The following is an 18,971-nucleotide window of genomic DNA, read 5'->3' as shown; positions in this document are numbered from 1 at the left end:
AGCCGCGTGTGGCAGCACACGCAACTAGGTAAAAGAAAAAAAACGTCTCCTGCGGTTTGCGCGGGAGACGTTTTTTTTGTGCCCTGCCCAAACGATTTCCGTTTTAGGGCTCATTTCTGAAAATGAAGCCGAAAACGGAAAACGAGGGACAAATGTAGTGTTTATTTGTGTTTGCGGCGGTCCAGTTCTTTTTTTACCAACCCAAACTCGCGGCTGGTCTGGCCGGCAATGGCGGTGTTCTCGTCGGCGCGGCGCAGTAAATATGGCATTACGGCTTCTACGGGGCCATAGGGCACGTATTTGGCCACTTTGTACCCGGCGTGCGCCAGGTTGTAAGAAAGGTTGTCACTCATGCCCAGCAGCTGCGCGAAATAAATGCGTTCATCACTGGGGGCCAGGCCGCGCTGTGCCATCAGGTCCATGAGTAAATAACAGCTCTGTTCATTGTGTGTGCCGGCGCAGATGGCAATGCGGTCCACGTGGGCCACGCAGAATTTCAGGGCTTGGTTGTACAGGTCATCGGTGGCCTGTTTGCTGGGGTTGATGGGGTTGGGGTAGCCTTTCTGCTGGGCCACGCGCGCCTCTTTTTCCATGTAAGCGCCGCGCACCAGTTTTCCGCCTAAAAAATACCCGTGTTTCTGGGCCCGTTCAAAATCGCGCTTGATTACGTCCAGGCGGTCATGGCGGTAGAGTTGGTAGGTGTTGTAGACAATGGGGCGCTCCTGGTTGTAGAGTTCCATCATGTCATAGCAGAGTTGGTCAATGGTTTCCTGCAGCCAGCTTTCTTCGGCGTCAATGAACACGCGCACGCCTTTGTCATACGCCCGCTGGCAGATGGCTTTCACCCGCGCCCGCGCCCGGCTGTAGGCGGCTTTGTCTTGGGCGTCCATTTCCTGGTCCAGCTGCGCCTTGGCCAACACGTCTGAGTCTGCCAGGCCGGTCACTTTGAACACCGAGAACGGGATGTGGCCCGAGTTGGCGGCCATGTCAATGGTGGCTATGATCTCATGCATGGTGTGGTCAAAACTGGCTTCGTTGCTTTCGCCCTCTACGGAGTAGTCTAAGATGGTGCCAATGCCCGAGGCCGCCAGTTTGTGGATGGTGGGCGTGCACTCCTGTATGGTTTCGCCGCCGCAGAACTGCTCAAAGATGCTTTTCTTGATCAGGAACTTGACCGGCAAATTCCAGCTCAGGGCTTTTTTCATCATGCCGCCGCCCATCTTCACCAGGGAGTTGTTGTTCATGGCCGCAAACAAAAGATACGTCTTATACAGCTCAGCGTCAGATTTGTCTGCGAACGCAATGGCGGTGTCTTCAAAAGAAACGGTTGGGGCAGGATTCATATACAAGTATTTGCTATTTTTAAGAGCGCTACAAAGATAACGTAAAAACGGTTGTTAGTTGTTTTTGGCTTCGTTTACGGAAATGAGCCCGAAAACGGATTGTACCCTTTACTTTTTTAGGCATGGAACGAAGAAAAGAAGACAACTACTTTTACCAACTGGGCAAACTACGCCGCCGGCCGCTGGTGATTGCCGGGCCCTGCAGCGCCGAATCACGGGACCAGGTCCTGGACACCGCCCGGCAACTAAAGGCGCTGAACGTGGATTTGTTTAGGGCCGGCGTCTGGAAACCGCGTTCCAAGCCCGGAAGTTTTGAAGGCGTTGGCACCGAAGGCATGAAATGGCTGCAGGAAGTGCGGCAGGAACTGGGCATGCCCGTGGCCACCGAAGTCGCCCGCCCGCACCACATTGACATCGCGCTCAAGCATAATATTGATGTGCTTTGGATTGGTGCGCGCACTACCGTAAACCCTTTTGCGGTGCAGGAATTGGCAGATGCGCTGCGCGGCACCAACATTCCGGTCATGGTCAAGAACCCCGTGAATCCAGATTTGGCTTTGTGGGCCGGGGCCATTGAACGGCTGTGGGCGGCGGGTTTGCCAGATGTGGCGGCCATTCACCGGGGTTTCTCCAGTTATGAAGTGAGCGAGTACCGTAACGTGCCGCTGTGGCAGATTCCCATTCAGCTTAAGGGCCAATATCCGTTTTTGCCCATAATAGTGGACCCCAGCCACATTGGCGGGAAGCCCGATTTGATTTTCCCCATCGCGCAGAAAGCCCTGGACCTGGACTTTGAAGGCCTCATGATTGAGACGCACCCCAACCCCGCAGAGGCGCTCTCAGATGCAGACCAACAAATCACCCCGGCCCGCCTGGGCGAAATCCTGGACAAACTACAAGTGCGTAGCGTGCCAGACCTGGCGTTCATTACCAGAACCGAAGACCTTCGCCAGAAGATAGACCGCGCCGACCGCGAGATTGTGGAAGCCCTGGCCCGTCGCATGCGCATAGTGGAACAGATTGGGGAAGACAAACGCCAGAACAACATAGCCGTGCTGCAGCCCGAGCGCTGGAAAAGCATCTTTGAAACCCGCAAACAATGGGCGAAGCAGATGAACGTAAACCCAGACTTCGCGGCGCAACTCTATGAATTGATTCACCTAGAATCCATTAGGGTGCAGACCGAAATTGTGCAGCAGCAAGTGACAGATGCCAAACCGCAACTCAAGCTTCCGTTTTAAGTGGCGTTATAACTCAGAATAAGCGTAGAAGGAGTAGAAAATCCACCCAGGAATTTCCGTTTTAGGGCTCATTTTCAGAAACGAGCCCTAAAACGGAAATTAGCTGCGGGCAGGTAGAAGTAAGGTTTCCTACTTCAATGCTGCACAAGAATTTTATGCGTACTTGATCTCCCAGTAGGGCTGGTGACTTTCAAGAAATAAACGCCATTGGGCAAAATGGCGGTATTGATTTGTGCTTTCCCCTGGAATTGTCTTTGGGCCCAGGTCTTGCCTAAGGTATCCATTAACTCCAAAGTAAGTGGTTCTGGTTTGGTTGCTTCAATTTTTAAAATAGTGGAGGCCGGGTTAGGATAGAGGATTAGGTCTGGGGAAGCATTTTGTTCCTGCAAGCTGGAAAGCGGGCCTGTATACACCGAAGTGTCATAGATTTTGGCCGTGTCTTGGTTAGAGATGTACACATTGTCAAACCAGAACTGGGTGGTGCCCAGGGGGCCGTGCTCAGCGGTTATTTCCATCTTGTCAATATTGGTCCAGTCAAAGGCGCCGCGCGGGGTATGCCAGGCATTGTTATCCCAGGAGCCCTGTTCCTGAAAGCTGGTCAACGGAATCCGGATGTGGTGCCACCGGCCGTCAAAAGGCGCAAGCTGCTCTGTTAAGGTAAAGACAGACCGCCACGGATGGTCATTTGGGTCAGCGGTTTTGGTGTCCAGAAAACGCAGGTCCAGGCGGGTGGCCGGTCCGGTGGCCCTGAAGAGGAAATCAAGCGCATAGTTATTCTGCCGTAAAACAGAAAGATCCACCTCTGGCCTGAAATCAAACCCGATGCTGCTGTATTGGTCAGCGTTCGCCCAGCTTAAACTGAAATGGCCGTTGTTGGGTTTTTGATCAGCGTAAAAATTCAGTTGCCCGCCGTAACTGGCGTTTAAAATGTCTTTTCCCAAATAATCTGAGTACAGCCCAAAGCCTACTTGTTTAGGCGATTTCTGATAAGGCGTTTGGGGTGGCACTGTAAAACCCAACGCCTGCAGCAACGGCACATTCAAATCATGGTCAAATAAATCTGAGCCGCCTTGCGTAAACAGCCCGAATTCATGGTGATAGTCCCAGGTGGTCCAAGCAATTCCTTTTTCCTCCAGGTAACGGCGTACGGTCTCGTGCCAAAAGACGCGGTCCTGCGGCCGGCTGTTTTTCATGTAAACGCCAAACTCTCCGCAGAAAACCGGCACCTGGCGGGTTTGCTTAAAATTGGCGGCAATGTCAATCAACTGCTTTACCCGGGCCACGGTGCCTTCGTTTCCATAGTTATTGTAGGCGCCTTCCAGCCAGGTGCCTCTTAAACTGCTGGGCAACGCGGGCATGTCCTGCGCCCGGTACGGAAACGGCATGTTGGCCAAGGGCACCAACGAAGGCTCTACCCAACTGGCGCCCTGGTGCGTGAAAAGGAAAGGATCATAAAAGTGGAAAGTATAGATTAACTTGTTGTCTGGGTACACGGGCATCTGCGCCAGGTTCTGGTAACTGTTGAAGTTGCTGGCGCCCACAATAATGGTATGCTTGGTGTCTTCGGCCCTGATGACCTGAATGATGCGGCCCTGTATGCCGTTCCAAAGTTCATCTGCAATGCCGTGGGGCTCGTTCAAAATTTCGTAATACAATTTGTCTGACCTGTTTTTGTAGCGGCGCGCCAGCTGCGGCCAGACGTTGGCTAAAATAATTTCTACTTCGGGCTGTGTATTGGCAATGGGGTTAAAAGAATGGTTGTCCAAGATAAGGTGTAGGTTCAGCTCCTCGGCCCAGGTAATGGCTTGGTCCAGAAAAGTAAAAAGCAGCGGGTCTATGGTATAGTTGGGTGCGCCCTGAGTCATGGCGTGCAGATTGATTGGCAACCGAATCACGTCTGCGCCCAGGCTTTTGATCTGAACAAAATCTTGCCGGGTGTACTTGGTGAACTGCACTTCGCGCGCACTGTTGGCCTGAAACCAATTGGTTACGTTAACGCCTTTTTTAAACGGCGCTTCCTGCGCCTGTAGCAGCGGAGTGACCGTGAGAAATAGCAGCAAGCCCATGATCAGAATTCGGAAGGCTAATAGGGCAGAAGTATTTTTATGGCTGACCATGGAGTTAGGCTGAAGATAAAAACTATTTCCAAGTACTTGGTTAACAGTGTTCTTTAAAGGTAAGAAACGGTTTGGAGTTTTAAATCAACTGCCCGTGGAATTAAATTTTATATCGATTTTAGAATTTGTACCCGGGACCATGATGTGATTACTTTCCAGCAACGCCAACGCCGCATGTGTGCAAGTTTTCAGGTATGAATTGTAGAATGCCTAAGGGTGGAAGTCAAATTGGTAAGGGATTGTTGAGATACCTTCATGCCGCTTTGAAGCCTCGTGTATTACATCTTTCACCGTGCTAGCCAATGATTTTCTAAGGTTTTTCTTTTGAACTCCCTTATACATTCCCTTCTTTGCAAGCAAAACCTGTTTTCGGGCTCATTTCTGAAAGCGGAGCCAAAAACGAAACCCCAGAATAGTTTGACCGAAGAAATTTTCATAGGCAAAGATTCCGAAGCGCAGTTGAAAGCGCTGCTGGACAACCGTGCCTTCAAAAAAGTGGTAGTACTGGTAGATGAAAACACGCAGCGGCATTGCTACCCATTGGTAAAAGCCATCTTGCCAGTTGGGCACCACGTCATCCAAATCCAGAGCGGCGAAGAAAACAAAACCCTGGCCACCTGTGAACACGTTTGGCGCCAACTCACCGAACTGGGTCTGGACCGCTGGGCTTTGGTGGTGAATCTGGGCGGCGGCGTGCTCACTGATTTAGGCGGTTTCTGCGCCAGTCTGTACAAGCGCGGCATTCGGTTCCTCAACGTGCCCACCACTTTGCTGGCGCAAGTAGATGCCAGCGTGGGTGGCAAAACGGGCGTGGATTTTATGGGCTTCAAGAACCACCTCGGGGTTTTTCAGGAACCAGTGGCGGTTTGGGTGAACCCCCAATTTCTGCAGACGGTAGACCAGCGGCAAATAAAATCAGGCTACGCCGAAATGATAAAGCATTGGCTGATTATGGACGCCGCCATGTTCCGGGAGCAGCGCTACGTGGGGCTCTTCACCGAGGACTGGACTGCGTTGATTGAACATTCCATAAATATTAAGTCAAAAGTGGTCACGGCAGATCCGCTGGAAAATGGGCTGCGCAAAATCCTCAACTTCGGGCATACGTTGGGCCACGCCGTGGAAAGTTATTTTCTGGAGAAACCCGGCCAAATGCTGTTGCACGGCGAAGCCATTGCCGTGGGCATGGTCTGCGAAGCCTGGTTATCTGTGCAGCGCGGCATGTTGCCTATAGAGGAGTTGGAGCAGCTGGAGTCCTTTATTTTCTCTATCTATGAAAAAGTGAGCTTGCCAGAAACAGACATCACTCAGATAAGTGAACGCTGCCTGCACGATAAAAAGAACAGCGGCGCCACCATTAACTGCACGCTGCTTCAGAAAATCGGCGAAGCCGTATATGACCAACCCATCACCCTGAGCGAGGCCCAAAGTGCCTTGCGTTATTACCAAACCTTATGATATCTGCTGCTGCCGTGCGCGTGTCACACCCCACCGGTGTGTTGCGCGGAACGTTTCAATTGCCCGCCTCTAAAAGTGAAGCCAACCGCGCGTTGATCATCAGGGCTTTGTCTGGCCACAATTTCCCCATTCACAACCTCTCAGACGCTAATGATACTCAACTGTTGAACCGCTTGCTTTCCAGCCCTGCCGGGCCAGAGGTAAGCGCCGAAGATGCCGGCACCGTCATGCGTTTTTTGACTGCCTATTACGCCGCCACCAGCCAGAAACTCAAACTCACCGGCACGCCCCGTATGTGCCAACGGCCCATTGGTGTGCTGGTAGATGCCCTCCGGACCTTGGGTGCCGACATTGATTATCTGGGCCAGGAAGGCTACCCGCCGCTGCAAATGAACGGGTTCACCGGAACGGGCACCAACCAACTTTCCATCAGGTCAGATATCAGCAGCCAGTATATTTCGGCGTTGCTTATGATTGGGCCGCTGTTGCCGCAAGGGCTGCAATTGACGCTGGAGGGAAAAATTAGTTCAGAGCCTTACATTAGAATGACGCTCGCGCAAATGGCGCATTTTGGCGTGCAGGCCACGTTTGAAGGCAACCTCATCTCAGTGCCACCGCAGCAATACCAACCGCGGGAATTTACTGTGGAGTCAGATTGGTCGGCGGCCAGTTACTGGTACAGCATGGTGGCCCTGGCCCAGGAAGCCGATGTTTTCCTGCCCGGCCTTCGGTCCACCTCTTTACAAGGCGACAGCGTATTGCCCACGCTCATGGCCCCGTTTGGCGTGAAGACCGAATTTTCTGACACCGGCGTGCGCCTGACCAAACAACCGCTGCAAGACAAGATAGACAGAATAGATTTTTCGGCTTGCCCAGACCTGGCCCAGACTGTGGTGGCCTTGGGTGCCAGCCTGCGCGTGCCCTTTGAAATGACCGGGCTGGAAAGCCTCAGAATCAAAGAAACCGACCGCATTGCCGCCCTGCAGGCTGAGGTGCAAAAATTCGGTTCCGAACTGGTAGAAACTGAGCCAGACGTTTTTGCCCTCATTCTGAAAACAGAGCCCAAAAACGAACCCCAAGTACACACCTATGAAGACCACCGCATGGCCATGGCCTTCGCACCGTTGGGGTTAAAGCAGCCGGTACTCATAGAAGAACCCCGCGTCGTCCGGAAGTCGTACCCACGGTATTGGGTTGAACTGGAGAAAGCTGGTTTTACAATAATGTAAATCTAACATAGTACCTCCGTTTTCGGGCTCATTTTCAGAAACGAGCCCGAAAACGGAATTTGGTAGAAGGCACTGGCCGCAGAGAAATCATGTCTCTGGCCAGTGCCTTTTTTTATGTTGGGAGCTAGTTAAATTGAAAATGCTGGTATAATTAAGTAGCCGTAGAGACAGGGAGTGAGTATCGGGAATGTTCTAACAGAGTTGATTTGTAACTGCTTGATTTTGTATAGTTTGTGAGTGTATTTTATTTCGCCTTAGATTAATGCTTGTTTGTCTTTTGGTAAGAGAAGTGAGGCGAAATGCATGGTTATTATGAACTTTTCCAACAAAAGGCGAGTTATAGCGTTAAATGATTTCTTAGGAAATATTTTAACGAGCCAAAACCTACAACTATGAAAAAGTCCAAAATATGGATTGTCGCCAGTGCCCTTTTCCTGAGCAGCGCTTCCTTGGTTTCTTGTAATAACAAAGCGTCTGAAGAGACGGCCTCTGAGAAGGTGAAAGTAGAGAAATTCCTGCAGAAGGCTGCCTCCAATGATATGTTCGGGATGATGACCGGAATGTTAGCCGGTGACCAGGGCAAAGAGCAGAAAGTTGCCGCTTATGGGCAGCAGTTATACCACGTGCATTCCAGAACCAGCCCCGCCATTGAGAACATAGCCAAACGCAAAAACGTGAAGCTTCCCAATGTCATGGAATCAGAGAAGAAAGTATTAGTAGACAGCCTGGAAGTGAAAAAAGGCGATGAGTTTGACAAGTCTTTCGCTGATGTACAGGTGGCAGCCCATGAAGAAGCCGTTGCCCTGTATGAACAAGCCGACAAAGAATTGACGGATCCTGAAATCCAGGCCTTTATTGACCAGATCTTGCCCGTGTTGAAAGAGCATTTGCAGGAAGCCCAACAATTGAAAACTGCGGTAGCCAAGTTGAAATAAGGCACCAGATTTTATAGCATAAAAAGCCGCTTGCCATTTAGGTGAGCGGCTTTTTTTTGTTCCTGTTTTTACACCTTGACAGATGCTATCACTTGTTGTAAATAAGGCGCTGAATGCAACAACCTGCTGCCGTACCAACTGAACAACTCCCCATCCACCACCAGCACCTGGGCTTGGGGGCAAAGTGCCTGAAACTCCGCTACATGTTTTTCCTGGAACGGGTAGGGTTCAGATGAAAGCAAAATCACTTCTGGTTCTGCTGAAGCAAGTTGCTGTGGCGTAATTTCTGGGTATCTGGGCATTGACTGGAAAACGTTCTCAAAACCACAGAGGCCCAGCAGGTAGTCAATGAAATTGGTATTCCCCACGGCAATGTAGGGGTTTTTCCAGATGAAATAGGCCGCTTTTTTGGTTGGAAAAAGGGGCTGCAACGCGCCAAACTTTGCTTGAATATCTTTGGCCAAGGCGATGGCCGCTTTTTCTGTAGAAAGTACCTGACCCAGGCTAGTGATCATGTTTAAGGCATCTGGCAGCGTGTAAATGTCACTCATCCAGACGGGGTATTTTTGGGCCAGGGCTTCAATGCCTTCCTGGTAATTCTCTTCTTTGTTGCCTATGATTAAATCAGGTTTCAGCTGGTCAATGACCTCCAGATGAAACGTTTTGGTGCCGCCTATTTTAGTGACCTGCTTGGTTTGCGCCTTGGGATGAATGCAGAATTTGGTGACGCCCACCACCCGGTCGCCAAGGCCCAGGGAGAAGAGGAGTTCGGTTTGGGACGGCACCAGGGAAATGATGCGCTGGGGTGGGTGGGGCAGCAACACTTGCCGCTGCATTTGGTCGGTGAAAAGCACGTATGGAAGGTTAGAAATAGGCTAAGATTCCAGCCAGCGCAAGGCCACCTCTTTGCTGGTGAACGACTGGAAATTAAGGGTAAGCTGGCCGCTCTCATCATGCTCCCTGATTCTGGCTTCGCGCACCGAGCTGTTGGTCACCACCCGGGCCACTTTCTTGATGCGGGTCTGGCCCAAATCATCCAGAAACTTAATGGCGGCATCTATGAATTCCAGTTCTTTGATGGCATCTACGGTGGTGCGGGCGTCTATGAGCATAAAACCGATGTCATAGAATTTAATCACGTCCAGAATTTTCTCCAGCAGGTGATTGAATTCAGCCAATGCCAGGTTGTTATAATCTGGCCAATCTACATAAAGCAGGTCTTTGGCCGGGTTATAATCTAACTTGACGAAGGTGTTTTCTAAAATCATAATGGCTCTGAATTCGTCTCTGAAAACTCCTCAACCCGGGCCCTGCAGAAAAGGTTTATCAAGATACAAATTTTTGGCAAATCAGAAAAGCCTTACTGTTTGGCCTCACCCAGAAGTTCACTCGGAATTTTCACCTGAAAGCACGGGCCACTCGCGGGACAGCAGGGCGTATACCAGTGAGTCACACCATTCGCCTTTGATGAAGATGTTCTCTCTGAAGTGCGCCTCATGCCGCATGCCCAACTTCTCCATCACTTTGTAAGAACCCACGTTGCGCGGGTCACAGTCGGCCCAGATGCGGTGCAGGTGCAGGTGCTCAAACCCGAAGCCCATGAGCGCGCGGGCGGCCTCGGTGGCGTAACCCTTGCCCCAGTAGGTTTGGTTGAGCACGTACCACAGCGCGGCTTCCTCGCCGTCCTCGTCCAGTTTCATGCCCACCCGGCCAATGACCATTTGCGTTGTTTTGAGCACCACGGCCAGGTCATAGACGGTGCGCGGCTCTTCCTGGGCTTCGCGCATGCATTGGAGCACGTACTGCCGGCTGCCTTCGGCATCGCGCACGGGTTGGGTCTGGTAGCGCATCACTGCCTCATTGGCCTCAAACAGGTTGGTGAAATGCCAGTCTTCCTCTATGAATTCTCTGAGCAACAGGCGCGGGGTTTCTAATTGCATTGGGTAATTAATCTTTTGTGCGGATGCGTGGTAACGAAAAGACCTGTAAACAGGCGTCTACAGGTCTTTTCTATTTTTCTGTTTTCGGGCTCATTTCTTGAAATGAGCCCGAAAACGGCTATTTCAAGTATCTGAAATCATGCCCGCTCTGCAGTTGCAGCAGGAATTGGTAGTAGAGCTGGATGATATTCTCCACGTCGTCTTTGTGCACCGTTTCTACCGTAGTGTGCATGTATTTGAGCGGCAAGGAAATCAACGCCGAGGCCACACCTTCAGAAGAATATGCGAACGCATCTGTGTCTGTGCCGGTGGCGCGGGTGGCGGCGGCGCGCTGGAACGGGATCTCGTGTTTCTGGGCTACTTCAATGAGCATGTCCAGCACGTTGTTCTGCACCGCCGGGCCGTAGGTTAACACCGGGCCTTTGCCGCAATGCAGGTCGCCGTTGGTCTTTTTCTCATACATGGGTGCCTGGGTGTCATGTGTCACGTCAGTGATGATGGCCAGGTCGGGCTTAATGCGGTGGGCAATCATTTCGGCGCCGCGCAGGCCAATCTCTTCCTGCACCGCGTTCACAATGTACAGCCCGAAGGGAAGTTTCTTGTTGTTTTCCTTCAGCAGGCGCGCTACTTCGGCAATCATAAAACCACCTATGCGGTTGTCCAGCGCGCGGCCCACATAATATTTCTCGTTCATCACCCAGAGCTCATCGTCAAAAGTGACCACGCAGCCCACGTGAATGCCCATGTCTTCTACCTCTTGGCGGTTGGTGGCGCCACAGTCCAGGAAGATGGTCTCTACGGTTGGCGCTTTGTCTTGTTCTATTTTGCGCACGTGAATGGCCGGCCAGCCAAACACCGCTTTTACCATGCCTTTTCTGGTATGAATGTTCACGCGTTTGGAAGGGGCAATCAACGCATCTGAGCCACCGTTGCGGCGCACGTAAATGTAGCCTTCTGGCGTAATGTAGTTCACAAACCAGGCAATTTCATCGGCGTGCGCCTCAATCACCACTTTGTACTCGGCCTCTGGGTTGATCACGCCCACCACGGTGCCGTAAGTGTCTACGAAATATTCGTCAATGTAAGGTTTTATGTACTCCAGCCACAGTTTCTGGCCCGGACTTTCAAACCCGGTAGGTGCGGCATTGTTAAGATATGTCTGTAAGAATTCAAAGCTTTCTTCTCTCATAGCTTTCTTTTTAGATGGAGCAAAGCAGTCTCCATGTTTTGTTTGTCAGTGAAAATTGGCAGGCTGCTTTAAGTTGGCCCACCAAGGAATATGGAATAAGATATTTTTTTACAGAGGAATGTTGCCATGCTTTTTGCGAGGCAGTTTGTCTACTTTGTTTTCCAGCATTTTGAACGCCTTGATCAGTTTGGTGCGGGTCTCACTAGGGTAAATCACCTCGTCCACAAAACCACGGTGGGCGGCTCTGTACGGCGTCGCGAATTTCTCCTGGTACTCGGCTACTTTCTCGGCTAGTTTGGCTTCTGGGTCTTCAGCGGCGGCAATTTCGCGTTTAAAGATGATTTCAGCGGCACCTTTGGCACCCATTACGGCAATCTCAGCGGTAGGCCAAGCATAGTTCAAATCCGCGCCAATGTGCTTGGAGTTCATGACGTCATACGCGCCGCCGTAGGCTTTACGCGTAATTACGGTCACGCGCGGCACGGTGGCCTCACTGAATGCGTAAAGCAATTTGGCGCCGTTGGTGATGATGCCGCGCCATTCCTGGTCGGTGCCGGGCAAGAAACCAGGTACGTCTTCCAGTACCAGCAACGGAATGTTGAAGCAATCACAGAACCGCACAAAACGAGCGGCTTTGGTGGAGGCGTTAATGTCTAAAACACCGGCCAAAACGGCAGGTTGGTTGCCCACAATGCCAATGCTTCTTCCGGCTAGCCTTGCAAAGCCCACCACAATGTTCTCCCCGAAGTTCTTGTGAACCTCCAGGAAAGAGCCTGCGTCAATGATGCCTTCAATCACCTCGCGCATGTCATACGGTTGGTTGGGGTTTTCTGGGATAAGCGTGTTTAGAACCTCACGAGTTTCATCTCCGGAAGATTCATAGGGCAGGAAAGGAGCCAGTTCCTCGCAGTTCTGCGGCATGTAGCTCAACAGCTGCTTGATGTTCTGGATGCAGACCACCTCATTGGCGCAGGAGAAATGGGTCACGCCGCTTTTGGTGCTGTGCGTGCTGGCGCCGCCCAGTTCCTCAGAAGTCACGGTTTCATGCGTCACGGTTTTCACCACGTTGGGGCCGGTCACGAACATATATGACGTGTCTTCCACCATTAAGATGAAGTCTGTGATAGCCGGCGAATACACCGCGCCACCCGCACATGGCCCCATAATACCCGACAGTTGCGGAATCACGCCCGAAGCCAGGGTGTTTTTGTAGAAAATATCGGCGTAGCCGCCCAAAGAAACCACGCCTTCCTGAATTCGCGCCCCGCCAGAGTCATTTAAGCCAATGACAGGAGCACCATTTTTCATGGCGAGGTCCATGATTTTTACAATTTTCTCGGCGTGCGTTTCAGAAAGCGAGCCGCCAAACACCGTGAAATCCTGGGAGAAAACATAGACCAGACGGCCATTGACGGTGCCATAACCGGTGACTACGCCATCACCCAGATAATATTCTTTGTCCAGCCCGAAGTCTTTGGAGCGGTGCATCACAAACTTGCCAATCTCCTCAAAAGAGCCTTCGTCTACCAGTAAGTCTATGCGTTCACGGGCGGTGAGTTTGCCTTTTTTATGCTGGGCATCAATGCGCGCTTGGCCACCTCCTAAAAGGGCTTCGTCATTTTTGCGGTCTAATATTTCAAATTTGCCACTCAAGGGATTCTGTTCAGACATTGAAGCAGGTTGCGGTTGGTATAAGAAACCAAATTTAGGAAAGATTAAGGCAGTGTGAAATTTTTGCGAAAGTTTTATTATGTCAACCCGCGCCAAGCCTTCAACGCCCTTCCTCCCTGACAGTTGCCACTTACGAAATGCGGGTTGTTCCTGGATGTTCGGTTGTCCGTTTTCGGGCTCGTTTCTGGAAATGGAGCCTAAAACGGGAATTGCACTGACACTTGCTGGCCTTTTAGAAACTAACACGTCTTTTGAGCTTGTGTGGTATTTTGCGATGAATCGTTTTATAAGATAATGACCCTGCATTCTGTTTTGGGGCTCATTTTCAGAAACGAGGCCAAAAACAGAAAAGGCTGACAGTTTGTCTGTCAGCCTTTTCAAAATTGATACGTAACGCTTAGTCTTTCTTCTTGCCGTCTGAAGGCGTGGTCTCTTCTTCTTCAGTAGAATCAGAGGCCTCGGGCAAATCATCTGAAGTGTCAGCCGGTACGTCTACGCCCTTGCGGTTGTGGAATTTCAGCTCCTCTTTGCCTTCTTCATAGTCAATCACAATGGTGTCTCCCTGGGCAAGTTCAGCTTTCAGGATTTCCTCTGCAATGGGGTCTTCCATGTATTTGGTGATGGCGCGGTTCAACGGGCGGGCACCGTACTTGGAATCATACCCTTTCTCAGCCACAAAATCTTTGGCCTGATCAGTGATTTCAATGGTGTAGCCCAGGGTTTTCACGCGGTTCAACAATTTGGCAAGCGAGATATCAATGATTTTATGGATATCTTCTTTAGCCAGCGAGTTGAACACAATCACATCATCCAAACGGTTCAGGAACTCAGGCGAGAACGTCTTCTTCAAGGCGGCCGCTATGGTGCCTTTCATGATGTCGTCCAGGTTCTCGGTGCGGGTTTTGGTAGCGAAACCAACGCCAGCCCCGAAGTCCTGCAAGTCACGCGCCCCAATGTTGGAAGTCATGATGATGATGGTGTTCCGGAAGTCAACTTTGCGGCCTAAACCGTCTGTCAACACACCGTCATCCAACACTTGCAACAACAGGTTATACACGTCTGGGTGCGCTTTCTCAATCTCATCCAGGAGTACTACTGAATAAGGCTTGCGGCGGATTTTCTCCGTCAGCTGACCGCCTTCTTCATAACCCACGTAGCCCGGAGGCGCTCCTACCAAGCGAGACACGCTGAATTTCTCCATGTACTCACTCATATCAATGCGCACCAAAGAATCTTCTTTGTCGAACAAGTAGGTAGCCAATACTTTGGCGAGTTCTGTTTTACCAACCCCCGTAGGGCCCAGGAACACGAACGAACCGATAGGACGCTTAGGATCTTTCAAACCAACGCGGGTCCGCTGAATGGCTTTCACCAATTGCTTGATAGCTTTGTCCTGACCAATCACTTTGCCGCCCAGTTCCTCGCCCATGTTGAGCAATTTCAAGCTTTCTTTCTGCGCAATACGCTTCACCGGAATGCCGGTCATCATGGCGATTACCTCGGCCACGTTTTCCTCTTTCACGGCGTAGCGCTTCTTCTTGGTTTCCTCTTCCCAATTTTTCTTGGCAGCTTCCAGTTGGTCTAAGAGTTTTTTCTCTTTGTCACGCAGTTGGGCCGCCTCTTCATATTTCTGGCTTTTCACCACACGGTTTTTCTCATCTTTGATGTTCTCAATCTGCTCTTCCAGCTTAAGAATATCATCTGGCACCACAATGTTGTTGATGTGCACGCGGGCACCGGCCTCGTCCAGAATGTCAATGGCTTTGTCTGGCAAGAAACGGTCAGACATATAGCGGTCGCTGAGCTTCACGCAGGCCTCAATGGCTTTGTCTGTGTAGGTTACATGGTGGTGGTCTTGGTACTTGTCTTTGATGTTGTGCAGAATCTCAATAGTTTCCTCCGGCGTGGTAGGGTCTACCATCACAATCTGGAATCTACGCGCCAAGGCACCATCTTTCTCAATATACTGACGATACTCATCTAGCGTAGTGGCACCAATACATTGGATTTCGCCGCGGGCGAGGGCTGGTTTGAACATGTTGGAGGCATCCAGAGAACCAGAGGCGCCACCGGCACCTACAATGGTGTGGAGCTCATCAATGAACAAAATCACGTCCGGCGATTTCTCCAGCTCGTTCATCACGGCTTTCATGCGCTCCTCAAACTGACCGCGGTACTTGGTTCCAGCCACCAAAGAAGCTAAATCCAGGGTCACCACGCGCTTGCCGAACAGCACTCTAGATACTTTCTTCTGAATGATGCGCAGGGCCAGACCTTCGGCGATAGCCGTTTTACCTACTCCTGGTTCACCAATCAGAATTGGGTTATTTTTCTTACGGCGGCTCAAGACCTGCGCCACACGCTCAATCTCTTTCTCACGACCAACAATTGGGTCTAGTTTTCCTTCTTCGGCTAACTTGGTCAGGTCACGTCCGAAGTTGTCCAGCACCGGAGTGCGCGATTTCTCGGCGCCTTTCTTGGCGGCGGAACCGGCGCTGCCTTTAGAGGCAGAGGAACCGAAGAGTTTGTCGTTGTCGTCGTTGTCGTCGGTATCTGAGGAGGCGAGTGGGTTGTTAGCGTGGTAGTCTAACGAATCCCGGATGGCTTCATAGTTCACGTTGAATTTGGCTAAGGTTTGCGATGAAATATTATCCTCATCCCGCAAAATAGACAGCAACAGGTGTTCTGTGCCTATGATGTCTGACTTGAAGATTTTGGCCTCCAGGTACGTTATTTTCAGGACCTTCTCCGTCTGTTTGGTCAGCGGTATGCTGCCGGTAATGTTGGTGTTGGGGCTGGCGGTGTTTTTGGTGGCCTGCTCAAGCGCGTACTTGAGTTCCTCCATGGGCACCCCCAGTTTTTTAAGCAGAGCGATTGCGGTGCCTTCGCCCTCTCTGATCATGCCCAGAAGCAAGTGCTCAGTGCCAATGTAGTCATGGCCCAGGCGTATGGCTTCCTCACGACTGAGAGAGATGACCTCTTTCACTCTATTTGAGAATTTGGCTTCCATGTAGTCTAGTCTAGTAAATGGTTGTTGTGCGTCTGCTGCAACTTCTTGTTGCCGTGGCGAACACTGTATTAAAACAAGCTGAGTGGGGCAAATGTTCAACAGAAAGCCGCCGGATTCTGTACGTAAAAAGATGCCTCTGGGCCAAGGTTGAACAACAAGTCCAGTATACTCAGATTTGATGCAAATTGTTTGCCAAACACCTGGCGGTAGGGTGGGAGGCGCAAAATGTCAGGCTCCTTCTTGGGGTGAAGTTTCCCGCGCCAATCCAGAACCGGTTCCTCGTATGCGTGTACATACGTTTGTGTGAGGGTTAGGGGTTTGTTTAGCTTCAGGAATTTACTGAAAAGTTTAAACAACGCAAGGTTCAGCTCAAAAAGGTGCGCAGGTTTTTTATCATACTCGGCCTTTAGGTAGTCTGCGTAAAACTCAAAAAACGGGGCGTTGCCGTAGGCGCTCTGGAGCGTGCGCCAATGGTTTCCCACCCAGCCTTGGCTGTAGTCAATCTGCAGGTCGGTGACCAGTACTTTGCTGTTGCCTTTGAGCACCGGCACGGTCAACGGCTGCACGCCCTGCGAGGTGAGAATGTGGTAGCGGTTGCGGTAACTCTGTTTCTGGTAATGTTCGTGGGCCTCCACCACCAGTGCGTCTGCGGTAAACGCCTGCTGAAAATAGGCAATGGGTGGATTATGGTAGAGTTCTGTGAGTAAGTGCATGCGGTGGTGCGGGTGTTGCGCTGCAAGTAAGGGAAAGATTTGGGTTGTTGAATAGGGTGGCGGGTTTTTAATGATTTTTATGGTCATATGGTGCAATCCTAAAGAGAGCCTACTGTCATCCTGAGCCTGTCCAAGGATCTAAAGAAGATTCTTGCTTAACTACTTCTTTGTTGCTTTTGTGAATGCAGTTTGCTTTCGTTTCAAATGCCTGCTTACTCCTGAGTTTTACAAGACAGCCTTTTCCATAGCTGGGCTCCGAGCGCTCACGGCCGCGAGGCCCCGCCTTCCCCTCTCGCGCTGTACCAGCTTCCTGGCGCCTTCGGCACCCGCCTGCCGGCGACGGAACCTGCTTAGGCGCTCGATGGAAAGGCTGGAAAAGGTGCGGGTTCAAGCGCAGTCTGCGTTTAGGGACCCGGACTTTTGCGTTTTCGGGCTCTAAACTGGAAATGGAGGCGAAACTGAAAAATAACCTTTCCTAGGAAACATCTCTACCGCAAGTTTAGCGACAGCGTAACTTGTGGTTAAACACGTTGTAAGTTTACAAACTTACGTGAGTTGATAAACTCACCATGTTGGGGGCCACAAGTTACGGCTGCGCCTAAACTTGCGGCAGAGGTTTTTGTAGAGACCAGGCAATGCCTTGTCTCTACGGTGGAGGTCCCGACAAACGCCTGATCAAAAGACCTCGTAGTGTGCGAAGCTCCTACGAGTGTCTCTGCCAATCCCGTTTCTAGGCTCTATTTTGCAAATAAAGCCGAAAATAGGTTTCTAACTGTAGAGACCAGGTAAAGCCCTGTTTACCATGTATGGCTCTCTTCTGCCACACAATCCCAAAACTCCCCTCTCCATTGGGGAGGGGCTGGGGGTGGGGCTATTTCTGTTTTAGGAGGGGCTGGGGGTGGTCTCGGTTTTGCCTTCATTTGCAGATCAGAGCCCAAAAACGGCAACCCGGTATCATGAAGGAAACGGGGAAAACCAGCCGGACCCGAACTTAATGGGCGTACTTTGCCTTTTCAAGGATTGCTCGTACAAGAGAAAATCAAAGAGAGATAAAACCATGACAACCAAAAAACTTTCTGATATACCTGTTTCGGTGCTGGACCTGGTGCCCATCCTAGACGGGAAAACCGCCGCCGACTCTTTTGCCAATACCGTGGACCTGGCCCGCCACGTGGAACGCCTGGGCTACGCCCGCTACTGGATGGCCGAGCACCACAACATGGCCGGCATCGCCAGCTCGGCCACAGTGGTGTTGATTGGGCACGTGGCCGGCGCCACCAAAAGTATCAAAGTTGGCTCCGGCGGTATCATGTTACCCAACCACGCGCCGCTGGTGGTGGCAGAGCAGTTCGGGACGTTGGCTACTTTGTACCCCAACCGGATTGAGCTGGGCCTGGGCCGCGCCCCGGGCACCGACCAAGTAACCGCCCACGCGCTGCGCCGCGATTTAAGAGGCTCCGTGGAAGATTTTCCGCAGAATGTGATGGAGGTGAAGACGTTTTTAGGTCCACCGGAAAAAGGAGCGCGCGTGCGGGCCGTGCCTGGGGAAGGTACTAATGTGCCGATGTACATTTTGGGCTCCAGCACGTTTGGCGCGCAATTGGCCGGTATCCTGGGCTTGCCGTACGCGTTCGCCAGCCATTTCGCGCCTTCGCATTTAAAGGCGGCCTTGCACATGTACCGCGAGAGTTTTCAGGCCATAGGTGACTTGAAAAAGCCGTATGCCATTGCCTGCGTGAACGCGGTGGCGGCAGATACCACCCAGGAAGCCCTGTTCCTGTCCACCACCATGTACCAGTCGTTTATAAACGTGGTGCGCGGCACAGGCAAGACCATGCAGCCGCCGGTGAAATCCATGGACGGGCTCTGGGATGATCAGGAACGCTACGCCGTTCAGCAGATGCTCCGGTACTCTTTTGTAGGCGATGCCAAGACGGTGCAGGAGGAAATGCAAGCCTTTGTGGAGGAAACCGGCGTGGATGAACTCATGGTGGCCTCGCATATCTATGACCAGGAGGCGCGCAAAAGATCCTATGAAATTCTGGCCGGTTTTTTCAAGGCTTCGGAAAACAAGGATTCGGCACCTAATAATGATGCGTTAGAAACCATAAATCCGTAGTTTTGG

Annotated in this window: 14 protein-coding genes; 5 read left to right on the top strand and 9 right to left on the bottom strand. The window is 51.3% G+C overall.

Annotated elements, in window-relative coordinates; all coding sequences use genetic code 11:
- Positions 1-161 precede the first annotated feature (161 nt).
- Complete coding sequence (locus IMY23_RS07995) at positions 162-1,343, bottom strand: proline dehydrogenase family protein (RefSeq protein WP_192821574.1); 1,182 nt, start codon at positions 1,341-1,343, stop codon at positions 162-164.
- A gap of 122 nt (positions 1,344-1,465) precedes the next feature.
- Between IMY23_RS07995 and IMY23_RS07990 the strand changes: the two genes are divergently transcribed.
- A complete protein-coding gene (locus tag IMY23_RS07990) occupies positions 1,466-2,584 on the top strand; it encodes a bifunctional 3-deoxy-7-phosphoheptulonate synthase/chorismate mutase type II (protein ID WP_192821573.1) in 1,119 nt (372 codons plus the stop codon).
- Positions 2,585-2,718: 134 nt separating this feature from the next.
- Here IMY23_RS07990 and IMY23_RS07985 read toward each other — a convergent pair whose 3' ends face one another.
- Complete coding sequence (locus IMY23_RS07985; RefSeq protein ID WP_192821572.1) at positions 2,719-4,701, bottom strand: cellulase family glycosylhydrolase; 1,983 nt, start codon at positions 4,699-4,701, stop codon at positions 2,719-2,721.
- 417 nt (positions 4,702-5,118) lie between these two features.
- Here IMY23_RS07985 and aroB point away from each other — a divergent pair, with 417 nt between their 5' ends.
- The 3 genes from aroB (at position 5,119) to IMY23_RS07970 (ending at position 8,323) form a co-directional block, all read left to right on the top strand.
- A complete protein-coding gene (gene aroB, locus IMY23_RS07980) occupies positions 5,119-6,159 on the top strand; it encodes a 3-dehydroquinate synthase (protein ID WP_192821571.1) in 1,041 nt (346 codons plus the stop codon).
- Positions 6,156-7,388: a 3-phosphoshikimate 1-carboxyvinyltransferase gene (locus tag IMY23_RS07975; protein ID WP_192821570.1), complete on the top strand. Its 1,233-nt coding sequence runs from the start codon at positions 6,156-6,158 to the stop codon at positions 7,386-7,388. Before aroB ends, IMY23_RS07975 begins: the two co-directional genes overlap by 4 nt.
- 392 nt (positions 7,389-7,780) lie before the next feature.
- Positions 7,781-8,323, top strand: a complete 543-nt coding sequence (locus tag IMY23_RS07970) for a DUF4142 domain-containing protein (protein WP_192821569.1) — start codon at positions 7,781-7,783, stop codon at positions 8,321-8,323.
- A gap of 68 nt (positions 8,324-8,391) precedes the next feature.
- Here the strand turns inward: IMY23_RS07970 and IMY23_RS07965 are convergent, their stop codons facing one another.
- The 7 genes from IMY23_RS07965 to IMY23_RS07935 all read right to left on the bottom strand — a co-directional run bounded on the left by IMY23_RS07965 (position 8,392) and on the right by IMY23_RS07935 (position 16,846).
- A complete protein-coding gene (locus tag IMY23_RS07965) occupies positions 8,392-9,177 on the bottom strand; it encodes an ABC transporter substrate-binding protein (protein ID WP_370589837.1) in 786 nt (261 codons plus the stop codon).
- 21 nt (positions 9,178-9,198) lie between these two features.
- Positions 9,199-9,591, bottom strand: coding sequence for a hypothetical protein (locus IMY23_RS07960; protein ID WP_192821568.1), 393 nt, complete (start codon positions 9,589-9,591; stop codon positions 9,199-9,201).
- A 117-nt stretch (positions 9,592-9,708) separates the two neighbouring features.
- Entirely contained in the window at positions 9,709-10,263 is a 555-nt protein-coding gene (locus IMY23_RS07955; protein WP_192821567.1) for a GNAT family N-acetyltransferase, read from the bottom strand.
- A gap of 118 nt (positions 10,264-10,381) precedes the next feature.
- Complete coding sequence (locus IMY23_RS07950; RefSeq protein ID WP_192821566.1) at positions 10,382-11,452, bottom strand: M42 family metallopeptidase; 1,071 nt, start codon at positions 11,450-11,452, stop codon at positions 10,382-10,384.
- Between the two features lie 108 nt (positions 11,453-11,560).
- Entirely contained in the window at positions 11,561-13,123 is a 1,563-nt protein-coding gene (locus IMY23_RS07945) for an acyl-CoA carboxylase subunit beta (protein ID WP_192821565.1), read from the bottom strand.
- Positions 13,124-13,520: 397 nt separating this feature from the next.
- Positions 13,521-16,133 (bottom strand): ATP-dependent Clp protease ATP-binding subunit, encoded by a 2,613-nt coding sequence (locus tag IMY23_RS07940; protein WP_192821564.1) that lies wholly within the window; start codon positions 16,131-16,133, stop codon positions 13,521-13,523.
- Between the two features lie 95 nt (positions 16,134-16,228).
- Entirely contained in the window at positions 16,229-16,846 is a 618-nt protein-coding gene (locus IMY23_RS07935) for a WbqC family protein (RefSeq protein WP_192821563.1), read from the bottom strand.
- A 1,057-nt stretch (positions 16,847-17,903) separates the two neighbouring features.
- Here IMY23_RS07935 and IMY23_RS07930 point away from each other — a divergent pair.
- Positions 17,904-18,965: an LLM class flavin-dependent oxidoreductase gene (locus IMY23_RS07930; RefSeq protein WP_192821562.1), complete on the top strand. Its 1,062-nt coding sequence runs from the start codon at positions 17,904-17,906 to the stop codon at positions 18,963-18,965.
- Positions 18,966-18,971 lie beyond the last annotated feature (6 nt).

Origin of the sequence: Rufibacter sp. LB8 (genome assembly GCF_014876185.1) — a bacterium.
In the GTDB taxonomy this organism is placed as follows: domain Bacteria; phylum Bacteroidota; class Bacteroidia; order Cytophagales; family Hymenobacteraceae; genus Nibribacter.
The sequence above is the reverse complement of the archived record's forward strand: the minus strand, read 5'-3'. Positions and strand labels throughout refer to the sequence as shown.